This is a genomic window from Streptomyces sp. LHD-70, from assembly GCF_031157275.1.
Taxonomy (GTDB): Bacteria; Actinomycetota; Actinomycetes; order Streptomycetales; family Streptomycetaceae; genus Streptomyces.
The window spans coordinates 433,584-453,285 of sequence record NZ_JAVIFW010000002.1 but is presented as its reverse complement, the minus strand read 5'-3'; the positions used below and the strand labels follow the sequence as shown (position 1 = coordinate 453,285).

Here is a 19,702-nt window from a genome sequence, read left to right as displayed (position 1 = left end):
GGAGTTGGAAACACCTGTGACCACCTGGACCGACCGCACCGCTGACCGGCCCCTGTCGCTGGCCGCGCCCAGCGGCATCGACCGCGCCGCCCACCACCGGCTCGACGAGGCGTGGCTGGCCGCCGCCTGGAGTCACCCGACGACCCGCGTCTTCGTCGTCTCGGGCGGCCAGGTGCTGATCGACGACACCCCCGACGGCCGCACCGAGCTCGTCACGACGCCCGCCTTCGAGGCGCCCGTCACCGAGACCCACCGCTACTTCCTGGGCACCGACGACGAGGGCGTGAGCTACTTCGCGCTCCAGAAGGACTCCCTGCCCGGCCGCATGGACCAGTCGGCGCGGCCCGCGGGCCTGCGGGAGGCCGGACTGCTCCTGTCGCCGCGGGACGCGGGCCTCATGGTGCACGCCGTGGCCCTGGAGAACTGGCAGCGACTGCACCGCTTCTGCTCGCGCTGCGGCGAGCGCACCGTCATCGCCGCCGCGGGCCACATCCGCCGCTGCCCGGCCTGCGGCGCCGAGCACTACCCGCGCACTGACCCGGCCGTGATAATGGCCGTCACCGACAAGGACGACCGCATCCTGCTCGGCCGCCAGGTGCACTGGCCCGAGGGGCGCTTCTCGACGCTCGCGGGCTTCGTGGAGCCGGGGGAGTCCATCGAGCAGTCGGTCCGCCGCGAGGTCTTCGAGGAGGCCGGCGTCACCGTCGGGGACGTCGAGTACGTGGCGAGCCAGCCCTGGCCGTTCCCGTCCAGCCTGATGCTGGGCTTCGTCGCGCGTGCCACGTCCTCGGAGATCGACGTGGACGGCGAGGAGATCGAGGAGGCCCGCTGGTTCTCCCGGGACGACCTCGCCGCCGCCTTCGAGTCCGGCGAGGTCCTGCCGCCGTACGGCATCTCGATCGCCGCCCGCCTCATCGAGCTCTGGTACGGCAGGCCGCTGCCCCGGCCCGTACCCTGATCAAGGTCGCAGAGAAGGGCGCCGCCATGGCCGACTACCGCATCGAGACCGTCCGCACCGGCTACCGCCAGTGGACCGCGCGCAACGACCGCGGCGCCGAGGTGCGCATGGCGGCCGCCGACGACGAGACGGGCCAGCCGTCGTTCACGCCGGTGGAGCTGCTGCTCGCGGCGCTCGGCGGCTGCGGTGGTCTGGTCGTCGACCGCACCGCGCGTGCGGTGGACCACGACGACCTGCGCATCGTCGTGGAATCCGTCACTACTCCCGAGGACGACGGCCGCATCGGCAAGGTCCGCGTCAGCTACGAACTGGACATCCCCGCCGACGCCAACGGCGGCCGCGCCGCCGACGTCTTCGCCCGCGGAGTCCGCCTGACCCACGAGAAGCACTGCACGGTCAGCCGCACCGTCGAGCACGGCGCGCGCGTGGAGGCGATCCTGCCGGACGGCTCGGTGGGCTTCGTCGCGGGCGGCGAGGACTGACCTCAGGACATCCGGGCGGCCCAGGGCTCAGGGCTCAGGGCTCAGAGCTCAGGCCGTACGCGAAGACCCCCGCTCCACAAAGGGAAGGCGGGGGTCTCCGAGAAGCCGGAGCGCCGGCTCGGGCCCAGGCGGTACGGGCCTCAGGCGCCGACCTTCTGCTTGACCTGGGCCAGCGACGGGTTGGTCAGCGTCGAGCCGTCCTCGAACAGCACGGTCGGAACCGTCTGGTTTCCGCCATTCGCCTTCTCGACGAACGCCGCGGAATCCGCGTCGTGCTCGATGTTGATCTCGTTGTAGGCGATGCCCTCGCGGTCCATCTGGCCCTTGAGCCGACGGCAGTAGCCGCACCAGGTGGTGCTGTACATCGTCACAGTGCCCGGCATGTCTCCAGCGCTCCTCATTGCTCGTCCGATGCGTGGTCGCACCAGACCGAACGTAAGCGAAGCAGCCTCCATTCCCGTATTAGTACGACCAATGCGTCACGCCTGTGGACAACCGGCTCGCCCGCCTCCGCGAACCTGGCAGCATGGCGGGGTGACAGCAGCAACGCACTCCACTCTCTTCTCGCAGGCACCGGGCGCCGGCCAGTACGCCCCGGTGCCGCCGGACGCGGACGCCGTGCTCGAAGGGCTCGACCCCGAGCAGCGCGCGGTCGCGACCGCCCTGCACGGCCCGGTGTGCGTGCTGGCCGGAGCCGGTACGGGCAAGACGCGCGCGATCACCCACCGGATCGCGTACGGAGTGCGGGCCGGCATCCTGCGGCCCGACGGCGTCCTGGCCGTCACGTTCACCAACCGCGCCGCGGGCGAGATGCGCGGCCGCCTCCGCCAGCTCGGAGTGAGCGGCGTCCAGGCGCGTACGTTCCACTCCGCCGCCCTGCGACAGCTCCAGTACTTCTGGCCGAAAGCCGTCGGTGGCGAGCTGCCCCGCCTCCTGGAGCGGAAGGTGCAGCTGGTCGCCGACGCCGCCGCCCGCTGCCGCATCCGCCTCGACCGCAACGAACTGCGGGACGTCACCGGCGAGATCGAGTGGTCCAAGGTCACCCAGACCGTCCCCGGCGACTACGCGGCGGCCGCGGTCAAGTCCGGCCGCGAGGTCCCGCGCGACCCCGCCGAGATCTCCCAGATCTACGCGACATACGAAGAGCTGAAGCGAGACCGCGGCGTCATCGACTTCGAGGACGTGTTGCTCCTCACAGTCGGAGTCCTCCAGGACCGGTACGACATCGCGGAACAGGTCCGCGCCCAGTACCAGCACTTCGTGGTGGACGAGTACCAGGACGTCAGCCCGCTCCAGCAGCGCCTCCTGGAGCTGTGGCTCGGGGAGCGGGACAGCCTGTGCGTGGTCGGCGACGCCAGCCAGACGATCTACTCCTTCACCGGCGCCACCCCCGACCACCTCCTGGACTTCCGGAACCGCCACCCCCAGGCCACGCTGGTCAAGCTGATCCGCGACTACCGTTCGACGCCCCAGGTCGTCCACCTCGCCAACAGCGTCCTCGCCCAGGCCCACGGCCGTGCCGCCGAGCACCGCCTGGAGCTGGTCTCCCAGCGCGAAGCGGGCCCGGACCCGAGCTACACGGAGTACGGAGACGAGCCCTCGGAGGCCGAAGGCACCGCCCGCCGCATCCGCAAGCTCCTCGACTCCGGCGTCCCCGCCAGCGAGATCGCGGTCCTCTTCCGTACGAACGGCCAGTCCGAGCTCTACGAACAGGCGCTGGCCGACGCGGGCATCCCGTACCAACTCCGCGGCGCCGAGCGCTTCTTCGAGCGCACCGAGGTGCGGGAGGCGGGCGCGGCCCTGCGCGGCGCGGCCCGCTTCGGCGCCAACGACGCCCTGCTCGACGACGCGGTGGACGTGCCGTCCCAGGTCCGCGCCGTGCTGTCCACGAAGGGCTGGACGAACCAGCCCCCGGCGGGTTCCGGTGCCGTGCGGGACCGCTGGGAGTCCCTGGCCGCCCTCGTGCGCCTCGCGGAGGACTTCGCCCGCGCCCGGCCGCAGGCGACGCTCGCGGACCTGGTCGCCGAGCTGGACGAGCGGGCGGGCGCCCAGCACGCCCCCACCGTCGAGGGCGTCACCCTGGCCTCGCTGCACGCCGCGAAGGGCCTCGAATGGGACGCCGTCTTCCTCGCCGGCCTCACCGAGGGCATGCTCCCCATCGCCTACGCCAAGACCGACGAGCAGATCGAGGAGGAGCGCCGCCTGCTCTACGTCGGCATCACCCGTGCCCGCGCGCACCTCTCCCTGTCGTGGGCGCTGGCCCGCTCGCCGGGCGGCCGTGCCTCCCGGCGCCCGAGCCGCTTCCTCAACGGCCTGCGCACGGGCTCGGCCGCCGCGGCGGCTCCGCGTACGTCCTCGGTGGCCGGCGGTGTCGAGCGCGCTCCGGCCCGCAACCGCAAGCCCCGCGGCCCGGTCCTGTGCCGCGTCTGCGGCCGCACCCTCAGCACCGCTGGCGAGATGAAGCTGATGCGCTGCGAGGACTGCCCCTCGGACATGGACGAGGGGGTGTACGACCGCCTGCACATCTGGCGCGCCCACGAGGCGGCCGAGCTCGGTCAGCCCGCGTTCTGCGTCTTCACGGACAAGACCTTGATCGCCATCGCCGAGCAGGTTCCCGAGTCCGAGGCCGAACTGTCCCGCATCCCCGGCGTCGGAGCCCGCAAACTGGGCCGCTTCGGAGCCGATGTTCTGGCCATCTGCGCAGGTGAGGAGCGTCCGCTCGGACTTGGAGGAGCAGACGACGGTGACTGATACAAACTCGTCGAAAAAATAGTTTGCGTACGCCGCAGCAATCCCCATAGGTTCTTAACCACGGAAACAGCGGCTTCTCCGAAGCCCTGGTTCCGTGCTGTACTTAAACCTTGTACGCCAGCGGACCGGTTCGCGCCGGTTCCCGAGACGCCGAGAGGAGGCGATTCCAGTGATCAGCATCAACACCAGCTTCAACAGCAACGTCGTCAAAATGACCGATCGCTCGGTCGTCGCCACCTGCCCGCTCGGTCTCTCGCACCAGGGCACCGGTCTGCCCGTCGGCCTCTCCGCCGCGCGTCCGGCCTCCCTGTCCCACGCGTTCCTTTCCCTGAGCGAGCGCAATGAGCGACCGACCAAGGCACCGGAAGCAGCAGTAGCAGCGGCACAGGCGCAGGCCTATGCCTTTGCGGCAGCCGGTGCCGGACTCCGGAAGCAGACGACGACGCAGCAGCACATGTGGGCCTTCCGCGGGCTCGAACCCTGGAGTGATCCAGCCTGATCGACGATCAGGCCGGCGCCTTCAGGGCCGCGGAACCCCACCCGGGATCCGCGGCCCTTCTGTTTTCTCCGAACGGGGAGAGCGGGACGAAGGGGCCGACGGACTTGCAGCACCTGGTACCAAGCCGCCACCCGGCCGACCGGCCGGAACGACCAGACGAGGAAGACACGAACCGTGCAGACCGAAACGCACGCCCCGTCCGTACCGCCTTCAGAGACGCTCCCCCCGCCCGGCCTTCAGGAGAAGACCTTGACTCCGCTCACTGCGCTCGACGACGCCATCGAGAACCTCGGCGTACCCGTCCCCTGCCGTAGCTACGACCCGGAGGTCTTCTTCGCCGAGTCGCCGGCCGACGTCGAGTACGCCAAGTCGCTCTGCCGCACCTGCCCGCTGATGGAGGCCTGCCTCGCCGGCGCCAAGGAGCGGCGTGAGCCGTGGGGCGTCTGGGGTGGCGAGCTCTTCGTCCAGGGCGTGGTCGTTGCCCGCAAGCGGCCGCGTGGTCGCCCGCGCAAGAACCCGGTCGCCGCATGAACGCCTCCGGAACCATCGACCGCCCCCTGACGCACGACCCCATGAAGCAGGCCCCGATGAAGCCCTTCGCCAGTGAGCCCGTCGGCTCCGCGATCCCAGAGACCACTGCAGAATCCGGCGCGATCTCCTCGCGTCAGAACAGGACCCGTGAGATGCAACTCCAACCCGAAGCCCTGGCACGCGCGCATATGCATGAGCGCATGCGCGAGGCGGACGCCGACCGCCAGGCGGTGCGGCTGATCAGCGCCCGTCGGATGCAGCGTCGCGCCGAGCGCGCCTCGCTGCGTGCGCGCCGCGCGCTGGCCATGGCCGTCATGAACTGACGAGCGACGACGACACGTCTCATGGTGAGACGTGACCTGAGACGTCACCTGAGACGTGGCGTGAGGTGAGTCGTGGCGTGAGGTGAGACGTGGCGTGAGGTGACGCAGGCGGGCGCCGGGCAGCCCGGCGCCCGCCTGCGATGCCGACTCCCGCGGCGGCCGTTCCGAACGGAGCGGCCTCCGCGGTGCGTTGTGCTCACGGACCTCCGGACACGGCGGTACCGTCGCGTTATGGACCCTCGAACTCATCACTCAGCTGAACAGCAGCCGGGTGCCGAGAGCGTGGTGTGTTCCCGCTGCGGCGCTCGCGCGGAGGGCGAGCAGGTCACCAACTGGACCTGCTCCGTGGAGGACGGAATGCGCCGCTACTTCTGCGACGACTGCGCCCGGACCCACCTCAGGGCCATCGAGGGCCGCCTGGACTCCTCCTGGTGGTGAGCATGGCCAGTACTACCTGTACCGCCAGTACGGTTGGCGTCGGCACGGCTCAGCCTCAGGCCTGAGCGGCAGTACCGTCCGCGATCGGCTCGCACTCCTCAGGTGCCTCGGTCGTCCCGTCCCCTGTCTCGTCCGCCGTCTCGTTCTCGGCCAGGAACCCCGGCAGCCAGGACTCGAGTTCGTCCCGCAGCCGGACCGTGGCCCCCAGCTGACACAGGACGCCGATCGTGCTGAGCGTCACGCGGTGTATCAGCAGATACGAGGGCGGCAGGTTCAGCTGCTTGCCCAACTGGTGTGCCGGAGATCGCGGATCCGCTATCCGCGCCGCCTGACTGCGGATCCAGTCCCGGGTGAACGTGAACGCGTCGACCTGGGCCGGCTCGATGATCGGCAGCAGGTACTCGAGGACCGCGTCGGGGTCGAGCTCGATGTCCTCCTTGACGAAGCCTCCGCCGCGCAACAGCTCGTAGACCGCCTCGGCCTCGCCCTCCAGGGTCATTCGCAGGCAGTGGCCGATGGTCGGGGGCAGCCCGCCGGGCAGGCGGTCGACCGTGCCGAAGTCGAGGACGCCGAGCTTCCACTCGCCGTCCTCGTCACCCTCGTCGGCGGGCAGCAGCCGGAAGTTCCCCGGGTGCGGGTCGGCGTGCAGGAGTCCGGTGCGGGCCGGGCCGGAGAAGAGGAAACGGGCCAGGAGTTGGCCCGCCCTGTCCCGCTGCTCCTCGGTGCCTTCGGCGATCACCTCGGACAGGGGTATGCCGTCGATCCACTCGGTCACCAGCACCTTCTCGCTCTGGTGCAGCACCTCGGGGACGAACACATCGGGATCATTCGCGAACTCCCGGGCGTGCTCCTGCTGAGCCTGGGACTCCAACTCGTAGTCCAGCTCCTCCGCGACGCGGTCGCGCAGCTCCGTGATCAAGGGCTTGATGTCCATGCCCGGGATGAGCGGGCCAAGAAGCTTGGCGAACCTGCTCAGTTGGGTCAGGTCCGACAGCAGAGCCTCGCCCGCTCCGGGGTACTGCACCTTGACCGCGACCTCCCGGCCGTCGTGCCACACCGCCCGGTGCACCTGGCCGATCGACGCGGCCGCGGCCGGTTTGTCCTCGAACTCCAGGAAATGCTCGCGCCAGTCGTCCCCGAGCCGCTCCTCAAGCACCGAGTGCACTGTGGCCGTCGGCATCGGCGGCGCAGCCTCCTGCAACTTCGTGAGCGCCGCCCGATACGGGCCGGCGACCTCCTCGGGCAGTGCCGACTCGAAGACGGACAGCGCCTGCCCGAACTTCATGGCGCCGCCCTTCAGCTCGCCGAGCACCTTGAACAGCTGCTCGGCGGTGCGCTGTTGCAGCTCGCGCCCCACGATCTCGGCGGACTTCCCGCCGATCCGCTTGCCGAGGCCCCAGGTGGCCCGACCCGCGATGCCGAGGGGCAGCGCGGCCAGCTTGGCGGTACGGGTAACCGCCTTCCGGGGAAGATCAGACATGCGCCCCTCCAAAACCCAGACTGCCACGCCGCATTCGACGCTCACCCGGCCATTGTCTCGTGCGGTTCGCCTTCTTTGGAGGTGTCCTCCCTCTCATCCATCACACGCTCCCACTCGCCCAGCGGGTTCCTCCGTCGGGCAGCGCCGCAGGGGCATTCGCGATGCGGGCCCACCGGCTCCGGTCGCCAGTCCAGCTCCGGGAGCGGGAGCTCCCAGCGCGTGCCCGTACTGGCCGGCAGGCCGCCGTCGAGGAACGCCAGCGCGTGGGTGGCCGCGAGCCCCGCGACCGTCGTCGCAAGGCCCAGGTCGCAGGCCTGCACCGGACGGGACCGCCCCGACCGCCACTGTGCCAGCATCCGCGGCCACGCCAGGTCCCGCTCCGCGCGGCCGAGGTCGAGGCAGCCCGCGCAGGCCGACGCCCCCGGCAGCACCAGCGGGCCCACCACGCCAGTGCCCTCGATGACTCCCGCGTAGAGATGCGGCGTGCCCGACTCCATGACAGGGGTGGAGAGCCGAGGGTCGGGGGCGTACGCGGCGAGGCCGTCCCGCGGGGCGATGACGACCAGCGAGAGCCCGGGATCCGCGTACGGTTCTCCACCGCCCGCCGTATCGGTGGCCGCACCGGCCCCCTTGGCCGTCGACGGCAGCTCCGCGAATGGCGAGCGGGCCGTGCGGAAAGGCCGTGCCCGGCGCGGTGCGCGCTGGGGTGCGCATCGACGTACGAGACGTCGCGCGGACTCGTCCCTGCGCTCCCCGACCGCCTCGGCGGGAAAGCCTCCGGGTGCCACGTCGGAGGCCTCGACGCGGCCACCGTCCAGGACGTCGACCCGGCCGACGCCCGCGCCCGCCAGCAAGGCGGCGATCGTCGCGCCCACCCGGCCGGCTCCGCGCACCTGTACGCGCATCCCGCGCCTCGCCGTCAACCTCCTTATGCCGCCTGTCGGTTCGCGGTCGGTGAGGCTGAGCGAGGCGAGGTCGGGGCGCAGCCGGTCGAGGACTTCCGTGCGTTGGCGCAGCGCGTGCGCCGGCTCGCCGCCGCCTGTCGCATCGTCCAGGAGGCCCGCTTCGGTGAGGCGGGAGAGGAGTTGGTCGACGTGGCTGTGCGGCAGGCCCAGGCGCTCTCCCTCCTCGCGGAGCATCGCCGGCCCGCGGGTGCCGTCGATCAGGTCGAGGAGGCCGGCCGTCGCGGGATCCATCGGGCCGAGGACCACGGCGTGGGCGCGGGCCACGCCGAACTGCACCGTCGTCAAGTCCCGCCAGCCGCGCCGTAGTGCGGGCTTCACCCTCGGATGCATGACCGTCCCCCGTTCTGGTCCGCGTGGCCCAACCGATAAACCTGAAATGCCGTGAATGTCTGGAGTGTTCGGTCGCGTCGGCTGCTCTCCCGTGGCAGCCGACGCGACCGTGCGGCCCGATGGGTGCAGCCGAGCGCGACCGATGCGAGTCGGCCGCGCTCGTCCCCCGAGCCGCTGCCAGCATGCCCGTCCCGTCGACACGGTGCCGCGAGTTGTCCACAGGCGAGGGGGATTAGTCGTACAAATCTTGGCCGGGGCGTGCGGATCGGCCGGGAACCCTGCCGGAGTCGGGACTTCCCCTGGCGCCAGCGGGTAACGTCGGGGCGTGCCCGCCGACGTACCGCAGCGCGCCGAGAGCTCTGAGCGCAGCCCGCAAAGCCAGCCGCCACGCGGCTCGGCGGTGAGCGCGGTCGAGGTGAGACGCAGCGCGAGAAGGCGGCGAACGGTCTCGGCGTACCGCGAGGGCGACCGCACGATCGTGCTCATCCCCGCGCGGATGTCCGAGGCGGAGGAGCAGCGCTGGGTCGGCGTGATGCTCGACAAGCTCGCCGCGCAAGAGAGTAAGAGGCTCCTCGGCGACGCGGAGCTGGCCGAGCGCGCAGGGATGCTCTCCGAGCAGTTCTTCCAGGGGAGGGCCCGCCCGAGCTCGGTCCGCTGGGTCACCAACCAGAACACGCGCTGGGGTTCGTGCACTCCTGCCGAGGGCAGCATCCGCCTCTCGCACCGGCTGCAGGGGATGCCCGAATACGTCATCGACTACGTCCTGTTGCACGAGCTGGCGCATCTGCTGGTCCCCGGTCACGGGCCGCGCTTCTGGCGACTCCTCGAGGCGTATCCGCGTACCGAACGGGCCCGTGGCTACCTGGAAGGGGTCGTCGCGGCCGAACGGCTTCCGCATCTGCCGGCGGCGCGCGGCGAACAGCCGGGCACGCGCGAGGTGTGACGCCTACGCATGGCTGCGCGTCCGTTCGGTCTCTGGTTCTCACGGATGTCGAGCGGATGTCGCGAGCGGATGCAGAGCCGATGCCGAGCGTCGGGAAAACGCCCTGCACGCGCGCGTTGTGTAACACCTGTGAGCGCAGGGTGACGCCGCAGGCAGCGATTGTGTACCGGGTCGGTCCCGGCTTGGCTCGTTGTCAGCGTTAGCGGTTAGCCTGGCGCGACGCATTCACATTCGGGATGGGGGACGGTCGTTACGCATGGCCAGGGAATTCCAACGCGGCCACAAGGCCAAGATCAGTGACCTGACCTCGGGCACCGATCTGTACGTAGGCGTGCAGATCAACGCCCCGGGGCTGACGTTCGACATCAGCTGCTTCGGCCTCGACGCCAACGAACAGCTCTCGGACGACCGTTATTTCGTGTTCTTCAACCAGCCGAAGTCGCCGGAGGAGTCCATTCAGCTCCTCGGCGCCCAGGCCGGGGACACGGAGTCCTTCCGCGTCACCCTCGACCGGATTCCGCCGCAGATCCAGAAGCTGTCCTTCACAGCGACGATCGACGGCGCCGGCCAGATGTCGCAGGTCGCGCCCGGATACGTCCGGATCGTCGCGGGCGGCGAAGAGGTCGCGCGGTACGCCTTCGACGGCTCGGAGTTCAGCACCGAACGCGCCGTGATGCTGGGCGACTTCTACCTCAAGGACGTGTGGCGGTTCGCCGCCGTGGGCCAGGGGTTCGACGGCGGGCTCGACGCCCTGCTGAAGAACTTCGGCGGCGAGGTCGCCGAGGAGGAGCCGGCCGCCGCGCCCCAGCCGCAGGGCGGCGCCGCACCCGGTTTCGCCGCGCCGCCCGGCGGAGCGGCACCCGCCCCGTCGTTCGGCGCCCCGGCAGGGCCCGCGCCCGCCCCGGCCCCGTCCTTCGGCGCGCCCCAGGGCGCACCCGCCCCGGCCCCGGCTCCCGAGCCCGCCCCGCAGGCGCCCCAAGCACCGCAGCCTGCCCAGGGGTTCGCACCGCCGCCCGGTGGAGCCAATCCGCCCCCCGCGCCCGCTCAGCCGGATGTGCACGCGCAGCCGACCATCGCCGCGCCCATCGCACCCGCGCCGGGTCAGGCCCCGCCCATGCCGCCCGGGTACGGACAGCCGGGCCAGGCCGCTCCCGCGCCGCAGGCGCCCCAGCAGCCGCAGTTCGGCCAGGTCCCGGGCCAGATGCCGCCCGGCCAGGCCCCGCCGCCGCCCGGCTACGGCCAGCAGCCCCCCGCCGGATTCCCCGGCCAGCAGCCGCCCGGCGCCCCGTCCCCGTACGGCCAGCCCCAAGGCGTCCCCCAGGGCGTCCCTCAGGGCGGCGGTCCCGGCGGTGTCGCCGTCGCGCTGCAGAAGTACCGCGAAGTGCCCACCGGCCAGCGCTGGACGCAGCAGAACGAGCAGTTGGTCCGCGTCGACCTCGGTGCCGCCGGTGACCAGCCCGTACTCGCCCGCCAGGGCAGCATGGTGCTCTACCAGGGCAAGGTCGAATTCAGCTACAAGGGCGCCGGATTCGCCGGCCGCATCGTGGGCAACGCCACCGGCCAGGAGATGCAGCTGATGCGCTGCACCGGCCGCGGCCAGGTCTTCCTCGCGGAGAACGAGGCCCATCTGCACCCGATCGAGCTCCAGGGCGACGCGATCTGCGTCTCCGCGGAGAACGTGATGGCGTTCGACGAGTCGCTCCAGCACGAGGTCCGCAGGATCGAGGGCCACGGCATCCCCGGCGGCGCGCTGTTCACGATGCAGTTCCAGGGCACTGGCACGGTGATCGTGAAGACCAAGGGCACCCCTGTGGTGCTGCCGGTCACGCCGACCACGTTCGTGGACGCCAACTCCGTCGTGGCCTGGTCCGCCACCGCACAGGTGATCATCTCCAGCCAGGTGCGGCTGCGCCGCCAGGCCTTCCCGGGCCACAGCGGCGAGACCGTGAACCTCCAGTTCCGCGGTGCGCCCGGCAGCAACTTCGTCGTCGTCCAGCCCTACGAGATCTAAGGGGAGCGAAGTCAATGAACCAGCAGCTCGCGGGCTTCGCCCCGACCCCCGTCGCGGCCCGGATGGAGAATCACGGCCGCAGCATGGTGAAGATCGCCATGCAGTCCGGACAGGACCTCTTCGCGCGTACCGGCTCGATGGTCGCGTACGAGGGCTTCGTCCAGTACGAGCCGAACCCGCCGGCCGTGCGGCAGATCGCCGGGCAGTGGATCACCGGTGAGGGCACGCCGCTGATGAAGGCCAGCGGCGACGGCATGCTCTACCTCGCCGACTACGGCGCGGACGTCGTCGTCATCAACCTCAACGGCGAAGCGCTCTCGGTGAACGGCACCAACCTGCTGGCCTTCGACGCGAGCCTCCAGTGGGGCGTCGAACGCGTCAAGGGCCTCGCCAAGTTCGCCGGACAGGGCCTGTGGAACGTCAAGCTCGGCGGCCAGGGCTGGGTCGCGCTGACCTCGCGCGGCGCCCCGATCGTCGTCGACTGCGGAAGCGGCGAGGACGAGACGTACGTCGACCCGGACGCCCTGGTGGCCTGGTCCCCGAACCTCAAGGTGAAGGGCAAGCGCAGCTTCAAGGCCTCCTCGATGATCGGCCGGGGCAGCGGCGAGGCGTACCAGATGGCCTTCTCGGGTCAGGGAATCGTCGTCGTACAGCCCAGTGAGGACAGCAGCGACCGTCTCCGGATCCGGGGCTAGGGGGAGCGAACACACCATGCAGAGCCCGCTTTTCGCTCACACCGAGCAGCAGACCCAGGAGCGCTACGCGATCCAGAACCCGCAGATGCTGCGGGTCTCCCTGGAGGGGCACGACGACATCCTCGCCCGCAAGGGCGCCATGGTGGCCTACCAGGGCCTCATGGAGTTCGACGGCGAGTACCAGTCACAGGGGCAGCGGCGCGCCCGCGCCAACACCGGTGAGGGCCTGGACCTGATGCGCTGCTCCGGGCAGGGCACGGTCTACCTCGCCAACCTCGCGCAGTACATCCACATCGTCGACATCGACCAGCAGGGCCTGACCGTGGACAGCAGCTATGTCCTCGCGCTCGACTCCCAGCTGCACACCGAAGTCATCGCTGTGGACAGCCAGTTCGGCATCTCCGGCTCCGGCAAGTACCAGCTCAACATCACGGGCAGCGGCAAGGTCGCCCTGATGACGTCGGGCCAGCCGCTGATGCTGCAGGTCACGCCGGAGAAGTACGTCAACGCCGACGCGGACGCGATCGTCGCCTGGTCCAACTCCCTGCGGGTGCAGATGCAGGCGCAGACGCACTCCTCGGGCGTGCGCCGCCGCCGCGGCAACACCGGCGAGGGCTGGGAGCTCAGCTTCATGGGCAACGGCTTCGCGCTCGTCCAGCCCAGCGAACTGCTCCCGCCGCAGAACGCCGTCATCGGCGGCGGTGTGGCCGCGCAGTACGGCATGGGCCAGCAGGGCGCCCGCGGACAGAACCGCGGCAACGCCTGGGAGTAACCCTCCTGTAGCGCATGGGTAAGGGGCGGTCGCCAGGCGACCGCCCCTTACCCATGCTCAGCGCGTCACAGCGCCGCGCGCGTCGCCTCCAACAGGCGTACGACCGACGCGTCGGCCACGCCCGCCACCTCGTCGTACGCGAACCAGCGCACGTCGAGCGACTCGTCGCTGATCGCCTCCACCGCGTCGACCGGGGCCAGCGCGGCGTACTGCACGTCGAGATGCCAGTTGCAGGGCGCCGGGATCGGGTGCCGGTCCAGGGTGACGGGGCCGCCCGGGAGGAGCGTCAGGCCCTCGATGCCGGACTCTTCCGTCGCCTCGCGCAGGGCCGCGGCCGCGAGCGTGTCATCGCCCGGCTCGCAGTGCCCGCCCATCTGCAGCCACATCCGCAGTTTCTTGTGCAGGGTCAGCAGCACCCGGCCGCGCGACGGGTCAACGACGAGCGCGCTCGCCGTGATGTGCCCCGCCTCGCAGGCCTTCCACATACCGTCCGGGCGCGCCGCCAGGTGATCGAGGTAGGCGGTGCGCAACTCGCCCTGCTCGCCGTCCCGTTCGTACGCCTTGAGTACGAGGATCGCGTCGTCGTGGAGGCTCACTTGCTGCTGTCGTCCTCGTCGTTCTCGTCGGCCTGGTCGTCGCTCGCGGTGTCCTTCTTGAGGTCGGGCTTGGTGCGGGAGGAGCCGCCCGCGGCCTCGCCGAGCATCTTGTCCAGCTCGGAGAAGTCCAGCTGCTCGCGGTGCACGAAGCCGTCCGGGTCGTCCAGGTCCTCGGCCGTCGGCAGCATGTCCGGGTGCTCCCACAGGCCGTCGCGGCCGTCCACCCCGCGCGCGTCGGTGAGCGACGCCCACAGGCGCGAGGCGTCCCGCAGCCGGCGCGGACGCAGCTCGAGGCCGATCAGCGTGGCGAAGGTCTGCTCCGCGGGCCCGCCCGAGGCACGGCGACGGCGCAGCGTCTCGCGCAGCGCGGCGGCCGACGACAGCCGGTCCTTGGCGGCCTCGTGGACCACGGCGTCGACCCAGCCCTCGACGAGCGCGAGCGCCGTCTCCAGACGGGCGAGGGCGGCCTTCTGCTCCGGGGTGTCCTCGGGCTGGAACATGCCCTGCTGGAGCGCCTGCTGGATCTCCTCGGGGTTCTGCGGGTCGAACTGGCCGACCACGTCCTCCAGCTTCGAGGTGTCGACCTTGATGCCGCGCGCATACCCCTCGACGGCGCCGAACAGATGCGACCGCAGCCACGGCACGTGCGCGAAGAGGCGCTGGTGGGCGGCCTCGCGCAGGGCGAGGTAGAGCCGCACCTCGTTCAGGTCGACGCTCAGGTCCTTGCCGAACGCCTCGATGTTCACCGGAAGCAGCGCGGCCTTGCCGGCCGGGCCGAGCGGAAGGCCGACGTCGCTGGAGCCGACGACCTCGCCCGCGAGCGCGCCGACGGCCTGTCCGATCTGCTGCCCGAACATGGCGCCGCCCATGGAGCGCATCATGCCGATCAGCGGGCCCGCCATGGCCTGCATCTCCTCGGGCAGGACGTCACCCATGGCCGAGCCGACCCGCTCGGCGACCGGGTCGACCAGCTCCTGCCACACCGGAAGGGTCGCCTCGACCCACTCCGCGCGGGACCACGCGACGGCGGATCCGGCGCCGGACGGCAGGGACGTCACGCCGTCCAGCCACAGGTCGGCCAGGCGCACGGCCTCCTCGACGGCGCTGCGGTCGGCGGGGCCGACGCTCGCGTCCTTCGTGCCGTCCGCGGTGCCCTGGGACACCACCTGGCGGGCGATCTGCTTGGCCATGTCCCAGTTCACCGGGCCGCCCTCGTACGACAGCATCTGGCCGAGCTGCTGGAAGGCCGCGCCCAGGTCGTTCGGGTTCATGTTCCCGAACATGGCGGCGAAGGGGTTGTCGCCACCGCCGGGGGCGCCGGCGCCGGGGAAGCCGCCGAAGCCGAACGGGTTCGCCGGGCCGTCCTGGCCACCACCGCCCTGCTGGTCCTTCTTCTTGCCCTCGTCGCCGTTCTCCGGCTCCTCCGGCGGAAGGCCGAATCCGAATGGGGTGTCACTCACGGGAATCCTCGGCTCGTTGGGCCGCCGACTTCGTGCCGACGGCGTCTGCCCGACTTTGTCATCCAGCGTAGACACCGACACCGCTTCCGGGCTCGGTGCTCCGCCGGCTTCCGGGCTGCGGCAGGATGGATGCCACCTGGTACGCACGCGGCGACCGCGCACGTACTGAAGACAACCGCTGGAGACGCCTGGTGAGTTCCCCAGATCCGCAGGTTCGCGCAGCGCGAAACCGCTCAACCCCACCCGCCGCCCGCGGCCCCGTCGTCGCCGTGACCGGCGCCGCCTCGGGCATGGGAGCGCTGCTCGCCGAGCGCCTCGCGGCCTCGGCCGAGATCAAGCAGGTCGTGGCCATAGACGAGCGGCGCGGCGACTGCGCGGAGGCGCAGTGGCACATCCTCGACGTCCGGGACCCGTCCATCGCGGAGAAGCTGCGCGGCGCGGACGTCGTCGTGCACCTGGCGCTCGACCTCGACCTGGAGTCGGACGCCGCGGCGCGTACCGCGTACAACGTCCGCGGTACGCAGACGGTGCTCACCGCGGCTGCCGCGGCCGGCGTGCACCGGGTCGTGCTGTGCACGTCGGCGATGGTCTACGGCGCCCTGGAGGACAACGAGCTGCCGCTGTCGGAGGACGCCGAGCTGCGGGCCACCGCCGAGGCGACGGGGGTGGGCGACCTCCTGGAGATCGAGCGCCTCGCGCGCCGTGCGCCGCGCGCCCACCCCGGCCTCAATGTGACGGTTCTGCGCCCGGCCGTCCTGGTCGGCGGTACGGACACGGCCCTGACGCGCTACTTCGAATCGCCCCGTCTTCTTGTAGTGGCGGGTTCGCGTCCTGTCTGGCAGTTCTGTCACGTCGAGGACCTGTGCAGTGCGCTGGAGTACGCCGTACTGGAAAAGGTCGAGGGCGAGGTGGCCGTCGGCTGTGACGGGTGGCTGGAACAGGAGGAGGTCGAGGAGCTGAGCGGGATCCGCCGCATGGAACTGCCCTCCACGGTCGCCCTCGGTGCGGCCGCGCGACTGCACCGCATCGGCCTCACGCCGTCCCCGGCGGGCGACCTCGCGTACACGATGTACCCGTGGGTGGTCAGCGGCACCGGTCTGCACGAGGCGGGCTGGCGTCCGCAGTGGACGAACGAGGAGGTGCTCGCCGAGCTCCTGGAGGAGGTCTCCGGGCGGCACACCGTGGCGGGCCGCCGCCTCGGCCGCAAGGACGCGACGGCCGCGGGTGCGGCGGGCGCGACGGTGGCCCTGCTCGGCGCGGCGGCGGTGGTCCGCAGGGCGCGGAGGAGGCGCGGGATCTAGCGGAGGGGCCCGGGACCCAGCGGCGCGGCTCCGGCGGGGCGGGCACTTCTTCTGTAGTGCCTGATGGTGCGGTCGAACCCGTGCTCGACTGTGCAGTTTGCGGGCCCCCGTCGGGCCTCCTCCCTGTATCTCTCTCCTAGAGCAGCCCCGTACGACCGGTCGAAACCGCTATTCCGCCTGTCAGTGGCGTACGGCACCATGGACGGTATGGCAGCACGGAACGATCAGACGCCCGATCTCGACGCCTCGGCGGAGCAGCACGCGGACCCGATCCGTCTGCTCGCGATCCGGGACACCCCGCTCTCGCTCGACGAGGTCTTCCAGGCCGTGGGCGACCCCACCGCGGGCGGCACGGCCCTGTTCGTGGGCACGGTGCGCAATCACGACGGCGGGGCCGACGTGGACGCGCTCGGGTACTCCTGCCACCCCACGGCCGAGGCCGAGATGCGCCGCGTGGCCGACAAGGTCGTCGCCGACTTCCCGGTGCGCGCGCTGGCCGCGGTGCACCGCGTGGGGGACCTGGCGGTGGGTGACCTCGCCGTGGTCGTCGCCGTGTCCTGCCCGCACCGCGCGGAGGCGTTCGCGGCCTGCCGCAAGCTGATCGACGACCTCAAGCACGAGGTGCCGATCTGGAAGCACCAGCGCTTCTCGGACGGCACGGAGGAGTGGGTCGGCGCCTGCTGATCCGCCCCCGCGCGCCCCGAAAGCGGGTGACCGCGCGCGGGCCCCGTACGACCCCCGGTGGATCCGCCCGCGTCGCCCGAACGGCCCCCTTTACGCTCGCCCGGATCGGTGAGTTGTCCGTGGTCCACGGCGCGGAACCTTGCACACGCGGGGTCGGGGAGTGTGCTCCGGTTGCGTAACCGCACCCCTGAGGCGAGCGTTGACCGTGCAGATGGTTAATCTGCTGATCAGTCGGTTGAGGTCGCTCATGAGGTCGGGAGGTCGGCATGGCGGCGCTTGCGTGGTTGCTGATTCCGCTTATGGCTGCGATCTGTGCGGGTATGTGGGGCAGTTGGGCTTCCCGCAACCGCAGAACCGGTGACGTCTCCGAGCTTGCCGGGTACGCGAAGTTCCGCGAGGCCATGGAGAAGGCGGAGGACAGCGAAGCTGTCGAGCCTGCCGACGAGGACCGGACCGCTCTGTCGAACGTGGCCGTCTCGGAGCCGGCCCGGATGCAGCGGACAGGTTCCGGTTCGGACCCCGCCCGAGCCTCCTGAGCTGCGCCGTAACCCCGGGCCGGGGCTCGTACGGACCGGCCCCGGCGGTGCACTGACAGACCTGTCCCGTACTGTCGTTCCATGCCACGCCGCACCGCGACGATGCTCGCCTCCACCCTGATGCTGATCGCGCTTCTGTGTGCGGGAGTCCTCATCAAGGTCCCGTACTCGGAGATGACTCCGGGGCCGACGGTGAACACGCTCGGGGAGCACGGCGGCGAACCGGTTCTGCAGGTCAGCGGCCACAAGACGTACCCGACGACCGGTCACCTGAACATGACGACGGTCCGCGTCACCAGCGCGGACTACAACATGAACCTGTTCCAGGCGGTCTACGGATGGCTGGCCCACGACAACATCGTCGTGCCGCACGACACGCTCTACCCGGACGGCAAGACCGAGGAGCAGTCCAGCCAGGAGAACGCCGAGGAGTTCAGCCAGTCCCAGGAGAGCGCCAAGGTCGCCGCCCTGAAGCAGCTGGGCATCCCGGTGCAGACCCGGGTCGTCGTCTCCACCGTCGCGAAGGCCAAGCCGGCCCAGGGCAAGCTGCACGCGGGCGATGTGATCAAGGCGGTCGACGGCACCGCGGTGAAGCAGCCGTCCGACGTCGCGAAGATCGTCACGAAGCACCAGGCGGGCGAGAAGGTCGTCTTCAGCGTCGTCCCCGCCAAGGAGGCGGCCGCCGCCGAGAAGGCCGGCAAGGAGCCGACGGGCACCGAGCAGGTCGCCGTCACCACCGAGGAGGCCGACCCGAAGAAGGGCGACAAGCACGCCATCGTCGGCATCCAGGCGGGCACCGACCACACGTTCCCGTTCAACATCGACATCAAGCTGGCCGACGTCGGCGGCCCCAGCGCGGGCCTGATGTTCGCGCTCGGCCTGGTGGACAAGCTGACCGCGGACGACCTCACGGGCGGCAAGTTCGTCGCCGGTACGGGCACGATCACCGAGGACGGGAAGGTCGGGCCCATCGGTGGTATCGAGATGAAGACGGTCGGCGCGCGCGACCGGGGCGCCGAGTACTTCCTGACGCCCGCCGAGAACTGCGGCTCCGCCGCGAAGGACATCCCCGACGGCCTCACGCTCGTGAAGGTCAAGACGATCGACGACGCGGTGAAGTCGCTGAAGGACATCCGCGCGGGCAGGACCGGCAGCCTGCCGAGCTGCACGGCCGCGAAGTAGCCGAAACGAAGCAGCCGAAGCGAAGCAGCCGAGCGAAGTGGGGGCGCCCCCGACGAAGAGGGCGCCCCCACTGACGTACAACCGGCAGCTACAGCTACAGCTACAACTGAGCTACACCTAGTCCGCGAACGTCGCCGCCAGCGCGTCCGCTAGACCCGGCACGAGGTCCGAGCCCGTGAGGACCTCGGTCGGCGAGTCCTTCTCGCGCAGCCGCAGCGCCGATTCGCGCGCGCCGTCCCGCAGCACGGCCACCGACATCCGGACCTCCTGACGGTCCGGGTGCTCGGCCACCCACTTGGTCAACTCGGCCTCGCTCAGGCCCTTCGGGACCGCGGTCTCCGCCGACGGCGGCAGCATCAGCCGCTCCACGGACAGCGCGCAGCCGACCACCGCGTCGGGCCAGGCGATGGTGCCGAGGAACTCGTCGAGCGGGCTGCCCGCGGGCAGTTCCTCCTGCTCGATGGGGGTGAGGGTGCCGGCGGGCTGCTCGTCGCCGAGGCCGAGGCGGTCGGCGAGGCCGGGTTCCTGACTGCGCAGCTGAGCGGTGTCGACAAGGGCGAAGAGACGGGCGGGCTGGTCCCAGCCGATACCGGCGACGTAGTCGTCGATCTCGAGCACGGCGCGGGTCAGCGGGCTTGCAGCCATCGGGGGGCCGGAGGGGGTCTGGTTGGGCATGAGCAATATCCTGCCTGGTTCATGCCCGAGATCGGGAACTGAGTAAAGCCTCAGTAAGTTGCATCAGTGGGCTCTACGATCGCTGAGCCC

The 19,702-nt window shown here is 71.0% G+C and carries 21 protein-coding genes; 15 read left to right on the top strand and 6 right to left on the bottom strand.

Annotation, left to right across the window (positions count from 1 at the left end; genetic code table 11):
- Positions 1-16 precede the first annotated feature (16 nt).
- Together nudC and RCO28_RS07060 are read left to right on the top strand one after the other, a co-directional pair.
- Entirely contained in the window at positions 17-958 is a 942-nt protein-coding gene (nudC, locus tag RCO28_RS07065; RefSeq protein ID WP_282532949.1) for an NAD(+) diphosphatase, read from the top strand.
- Positions 959-984: 26 nt separating this feature from the next.
- Positions 985-1,440, top strand: coding sequence for an OsmC family protein (locus tag RCO28_RS07060; RefSeq protein WP_308940089.1), 456 nt, complete (start codon positions 985-987; stop codon positions 1,438-1,440).
- Between the two features lie 140 nt (positions 1,441-1,580).
- Here RCO28_RS07060 and RCO28_RS07055 read toward each other — a convergent pair whose 3' ends face one another.
- On the bottom strand, positions 1,581-1,823 hold the full coding sequence (locus RCO28_RS07055; RefSeq protein ID WP_308940088.1) for a mycoredoxin: 243 nt from the start codon (positions 1,821-1,823) through the stop codon (positions 1,581-1,583).
- A 91-nt stretch (positions 1,824-1,914) separates the two neighbouring features.
- Here RCO28_RS07055 and RCO28_RS07050 point away from each other — a divergent pair, with 91 nt between their 5' ends.
- From RCO28_RS07050 to RCO28_RS07030, 5 genes are all read left to right on the top strand, one after another.
- Positions 1,915-4,191 (top strand): ATP-dependent DNA helicase UvrD2, encoded by a 2,277-nt coding sequence (locus RCO28_RS07050; protein WP_308940087.1) that lies wholly within the window; start codon positions 1,915-1,917, stop codon positions 4,189-4,191.
- Between the two features lie 169 nt (positions 4,192-4,360).
- Positions 4,361-4,690 carry a hypothetical protein gene (locus RCO28_RS07045; RefSeq protein WP_308940086.1) on the top strand — a complete coding sequence of 110 codons (330 nt, stop codon included), beginning with the start codon at positions 4,361-4,363 and terminating at the stop codon, positions 4,688-4,690.
- Between the two features lie 174 nt (positions 4,691-4,864).
- Positions 4,865-5,221 carry a WhiB family transcriptional regulator gene (locus tag RCO28_RS07040; RefSeq protein WP_308940085.1) on the top strand — a complete coding sequence of 119 codons (357 nt, stop codon included), beginning with the start codon at positions 4,865-4,867 and terminating at the stop codon, positions 5,219-5,221.
- Entirely contained in the window at positions 5,218-5,544 is a 327-nt protein-coding gene (locus RCO28_RS07035) for a hypothetical protein (RefSeq protein ID WP_308940084.1), read from the top strand. Before RCO28_RS07040 ends, RCO28_RS07035 begins: the two co-directional genes overlap by 4 nt.
- A gap of 231 nt (positions 5,545-5,775) precedes the next feature.
- Positions 5,776-5,982, top strand: coding sequence for a hypothetical protein (locus RCO28_RS07030; protein ID WP_308940083.1), 207 nt, complete (start codon positions 5,776-5,778; stop codon positions 5,980-5,982).
- A 55-nt stretch (positions 5,983-6,037) separates the two neighbouring features.
- Here RCO28_RS07030 and RCO28_RS07025 read toward each other — a convergent pair whose 3' ends face one another.
- Together RCO28_RS07025 and RCO28_RS07020 are read right to left on the bottom strand one after the other, a co-directional pair.
- Positions 6,038-7,462: an AarF/ABC1/UbiB kinase family protein gene (locus RCO28_RS07025; RefSeq protein ID WP_308940082.1), complete on the bottom strand. Its 1,425-nt coding sequence runs from the start codon at positions 7,460-7,462 to the stop codon at positions 6,038-6,040.
- Between the two features lie 41 nt (positions 7,463-7,503).
- The gene (locus tag RCO28_RS07020; RefSeq protein WP_308940081.1) at positions 7,504-8,757 is read right to left on the bottom strand and encodes a ThiF family adenylyltransferase; all 1,254 of its coding nucleotides are present in this window, start codon (positions 8,755-8,757) and stop codon (positions 7,504-7,506) included.
- Positions 8,758-9,082: 325 nt separating this feature from the next.
- Between RCO28_RS07020 and RCO28_RS07015 the strand changes: the two genes are divergently transcribed.
- The 4 genes from RCO28_RS07015 (at position 9,083) to RCO28_RS07000 (ending at position 13,178) form a co-directional block, all read left to right on the top strand.
- Complete coding sequence (locus RCO28_RS07015) at positions 9,083-9,700, top strand: M48 family metallopeptidase (RefSeq protein ID WP_308940080.1); 618 nt, start codon at positions 9,083-9,085, stop codon at positions 9,698-9,700.
- 256 nt (positions 9,701-9,956) lie between these two features.
- Positions 9,957-11,711, top strand: a complete 1,755-nt coding sequence (locus RCO28_RS07010; RefSeq protein ID WP_308940079.1) for a TerD family protein — start codon at positions 9,957-9,959, stop codon at positions 11,709-11,711.
- A 14-nt stretch (positions 11,712-11,725) separates the two neighbouring features.
- A complete protein-coding gene (locus RCO28_RS07005) occupies positions 11,726-12,406 on the top strand; it encodes an AIM24 family protein (protein WP_282532960.1) in 681 nt (226 codons plus the stop codon).
- Positions 12,407-12,422: 16 nt separating this feature from the next.
- A complete protein-coding gene (locus tag RCO28_RS07000; protein ID WP_308940078.1) occupies positions 12,423-13,178 on the top strand; it encodes an AIM24 family protein in 756 nt (251 codons plus the stop codon).
- Positions 13,179-13,243: 65 nt separating this feature from the next.
- On the opposite strand, the gene RCO28_RS06995 is transcribed toward RCO28_RS07000, so the two are convergent.
- A complete protein-coding gene (locus tag RCO28_RS06995; protein ID WP_308940077.1) occupies positions 13,244-13,774 on the bottom strand; it encodes an NUDIX hydrolase in 531 nt (176 codons plus the stop codon).
- Positions 13,771-15,234: a zinc-dependent metalloprotease gene (locus RCO28_RS06990; RefSeq protein WP_308940076.1), complete on the bottom strand. Its 1,464-nt coding sequence runs from the start codon at positions 15,232-15,234 to the stop codon at positions 13,771-13,773. The genes RCO28_RS06995 and RCO28_RS06990 overlap by 4 nt, the downstream gene beginning before the upstream one ends.
- Before the next feature lie 191 nt (positions 15,235-15,425).
- On the opposite strand from RCO28_RS06990, the gene RCO28_RS06985 reads away from it, so the two are divergent.
- The 4 genes from RCO28_RS06985 (at position 15,426) to RCO28_RS06970 (ending at position 18,937) form a co-directional block, all read left to right on the top strand.
- Positions 15,426-16,535, top strand: a complete 1,110-nt coding sequence (locus tag RCO28_RS06985; RefSeq protein ID WP_308940075.1) for an SDR family oxidoreductase — start codon at positions 15,426-15,428, stop codon at positions 16,533-16,535.
- A gap of 207 nt (positions 16,536-16,742) precedes the next feature.
- The gene (locus RCO28_RS06980) at positions 16,743-17,219 is read left to right on the top strand and encodes a molybdenum cofactor biosynthesis protein MoaE (RefSeq protein ID WP_308940074.1); all 477 of its coding nucleotides are present in this window, start codon (positions 16,743-16,745) and stop codon (positions 17,217-17,219) included.
- Positions 17,220-17,518: 299 nt separating this feature from the next.
- Entirely contained in the window at positions 17,519-17,755 is a 237-nt protein-coding gene (locus RCO28_RS06975; RefSeq protein ID WP_308940073.1) for a hypothetical protein, read from the top strand.
- 81 nt (positions 17,756-17,836) lie between these two features.
- Positions 17,837-18,937: a S16 family serine protease gene (locus RCO28_RS06970; RefSeq protein ID WP_308940072.1), complete on the top strand. Its 1,101-nt coding sequence runs from the start codon at positions 17,837-17,839 to the stop codon at positions 18,935-18,937.
- 117 nt (positions 18,938-19,054) lie between these two features.
- Here the strand turns inward: RCO28_RS06970 and RCO28_RS06965 are convergent, their stop codons facing one another.
- Positions 19,055-19,612: a PPA1309 family protein gene (locus RCO28_RS06965; RefSeq protein WP_308940071.1), complete on the bottom strand. Its 558-nt coding sequence runs from the start codon at positions 19,610-19,612 to the stop codon at positions 19,055-19,057.
- Between the last annotated feature and the right edge of the window lie 90 nt (positions 19,613-19,702).

Coding starts and splice junctions, on each gene's coding strand:
- RCO28_RS07020 (WP_308940081.1), bottom strand. CDS start 8,757: ATGCATCCGAGGGTGAAGCCCGCACTACGGCGCGGCTGGCGGGACTTG.
- RCO28_RS07035 (WP_308940084.1), top strand. CDS start 5,218: ATGAACGCCTCCGGAACCATCGACCGCCCCCTGACGCACGACCCCATG.
- RCO28_RS07005 (WP_282532960.1), top strand. CDS start 11,726: ATGAACCAGCAGCTCGCGGGCTTCGCCCCGACCCCCGTCGCGGCCCGG.
- RCO28_RS07055 (WP_308940088.1), bottom strand. CDS start 1,823: ATGCCGGGCACTGTGACGATGTACAGCACCACCTGGTGCGGCTACTGC.
- RCO28_RS07060 (WP_308940089.1), top strand. CDS start 985: ATGGCCGACTACCGCATCGAGACCGTCCGCACCGGCTACCGCCAGTGG.
- RCO28_RS06970 (WP_308940072.1), top strand. CDS start 17,837: ATGCCACGCCGCACCGCGACGATGCTCGCCTCCACCCTGATGCTGATC.
- RCO28_RS07030 (WP_308940083.1), top strand. CDS start 5,776: ATGGACCCTCGAACTCATCACTCAGCTGAACAGCAGCCGGGTGCCGAG.
- RCO28_RS07000 (WP_308940078.1), top strand. CDS start 12,423: ATGCAGAGCCCGCTTTTCGCTCACACCGAGCAGCAGACCCAGGAGCGC.
- RCO28_RS06975 (WP_308940073.1), top strand. CDS start 17,519: ATGGCTGCGATCTGTGCGGGTATGTGGGGCAGTTGGGCTTCCCGCAAC.
- RCO28_RS06980 (WP_308940074.1), top strand. CDS start 16,743: ATGGCAGCACGGAACGATCAGACGCCCGATCTCGACGCCTCGGCGGAG.
- RCO28_RS07050 (WP_308940087.1), top strand. CDS start 1,915: ATGCGTCACGCCTGTGGACAACCGGCTCGCCCGCCTCCGCGAACCTGG.
- RCO28_RS06965 (WP_308940071.1), bottom strand. CDS start 19,612: ATGCCCAACCAGACCCCCTCCGGCCCCCCGATGGCTGCAAGCCCGCTG.
- RCO28_RS07010 (WP_308940079.1), top strand. CDS start 9,957: ATGGCCAGGGAATTCCAACGCGGCCACAAGGCCAAGATCAGTGACCTG.
- RCO28_RS07025 (WP_308940082.1), bottom strand. CDS start 7,462: ATGTCTGATCTTCCCCGGAAGGCGGTTACCCGTACCGCCAAGCTGGCC.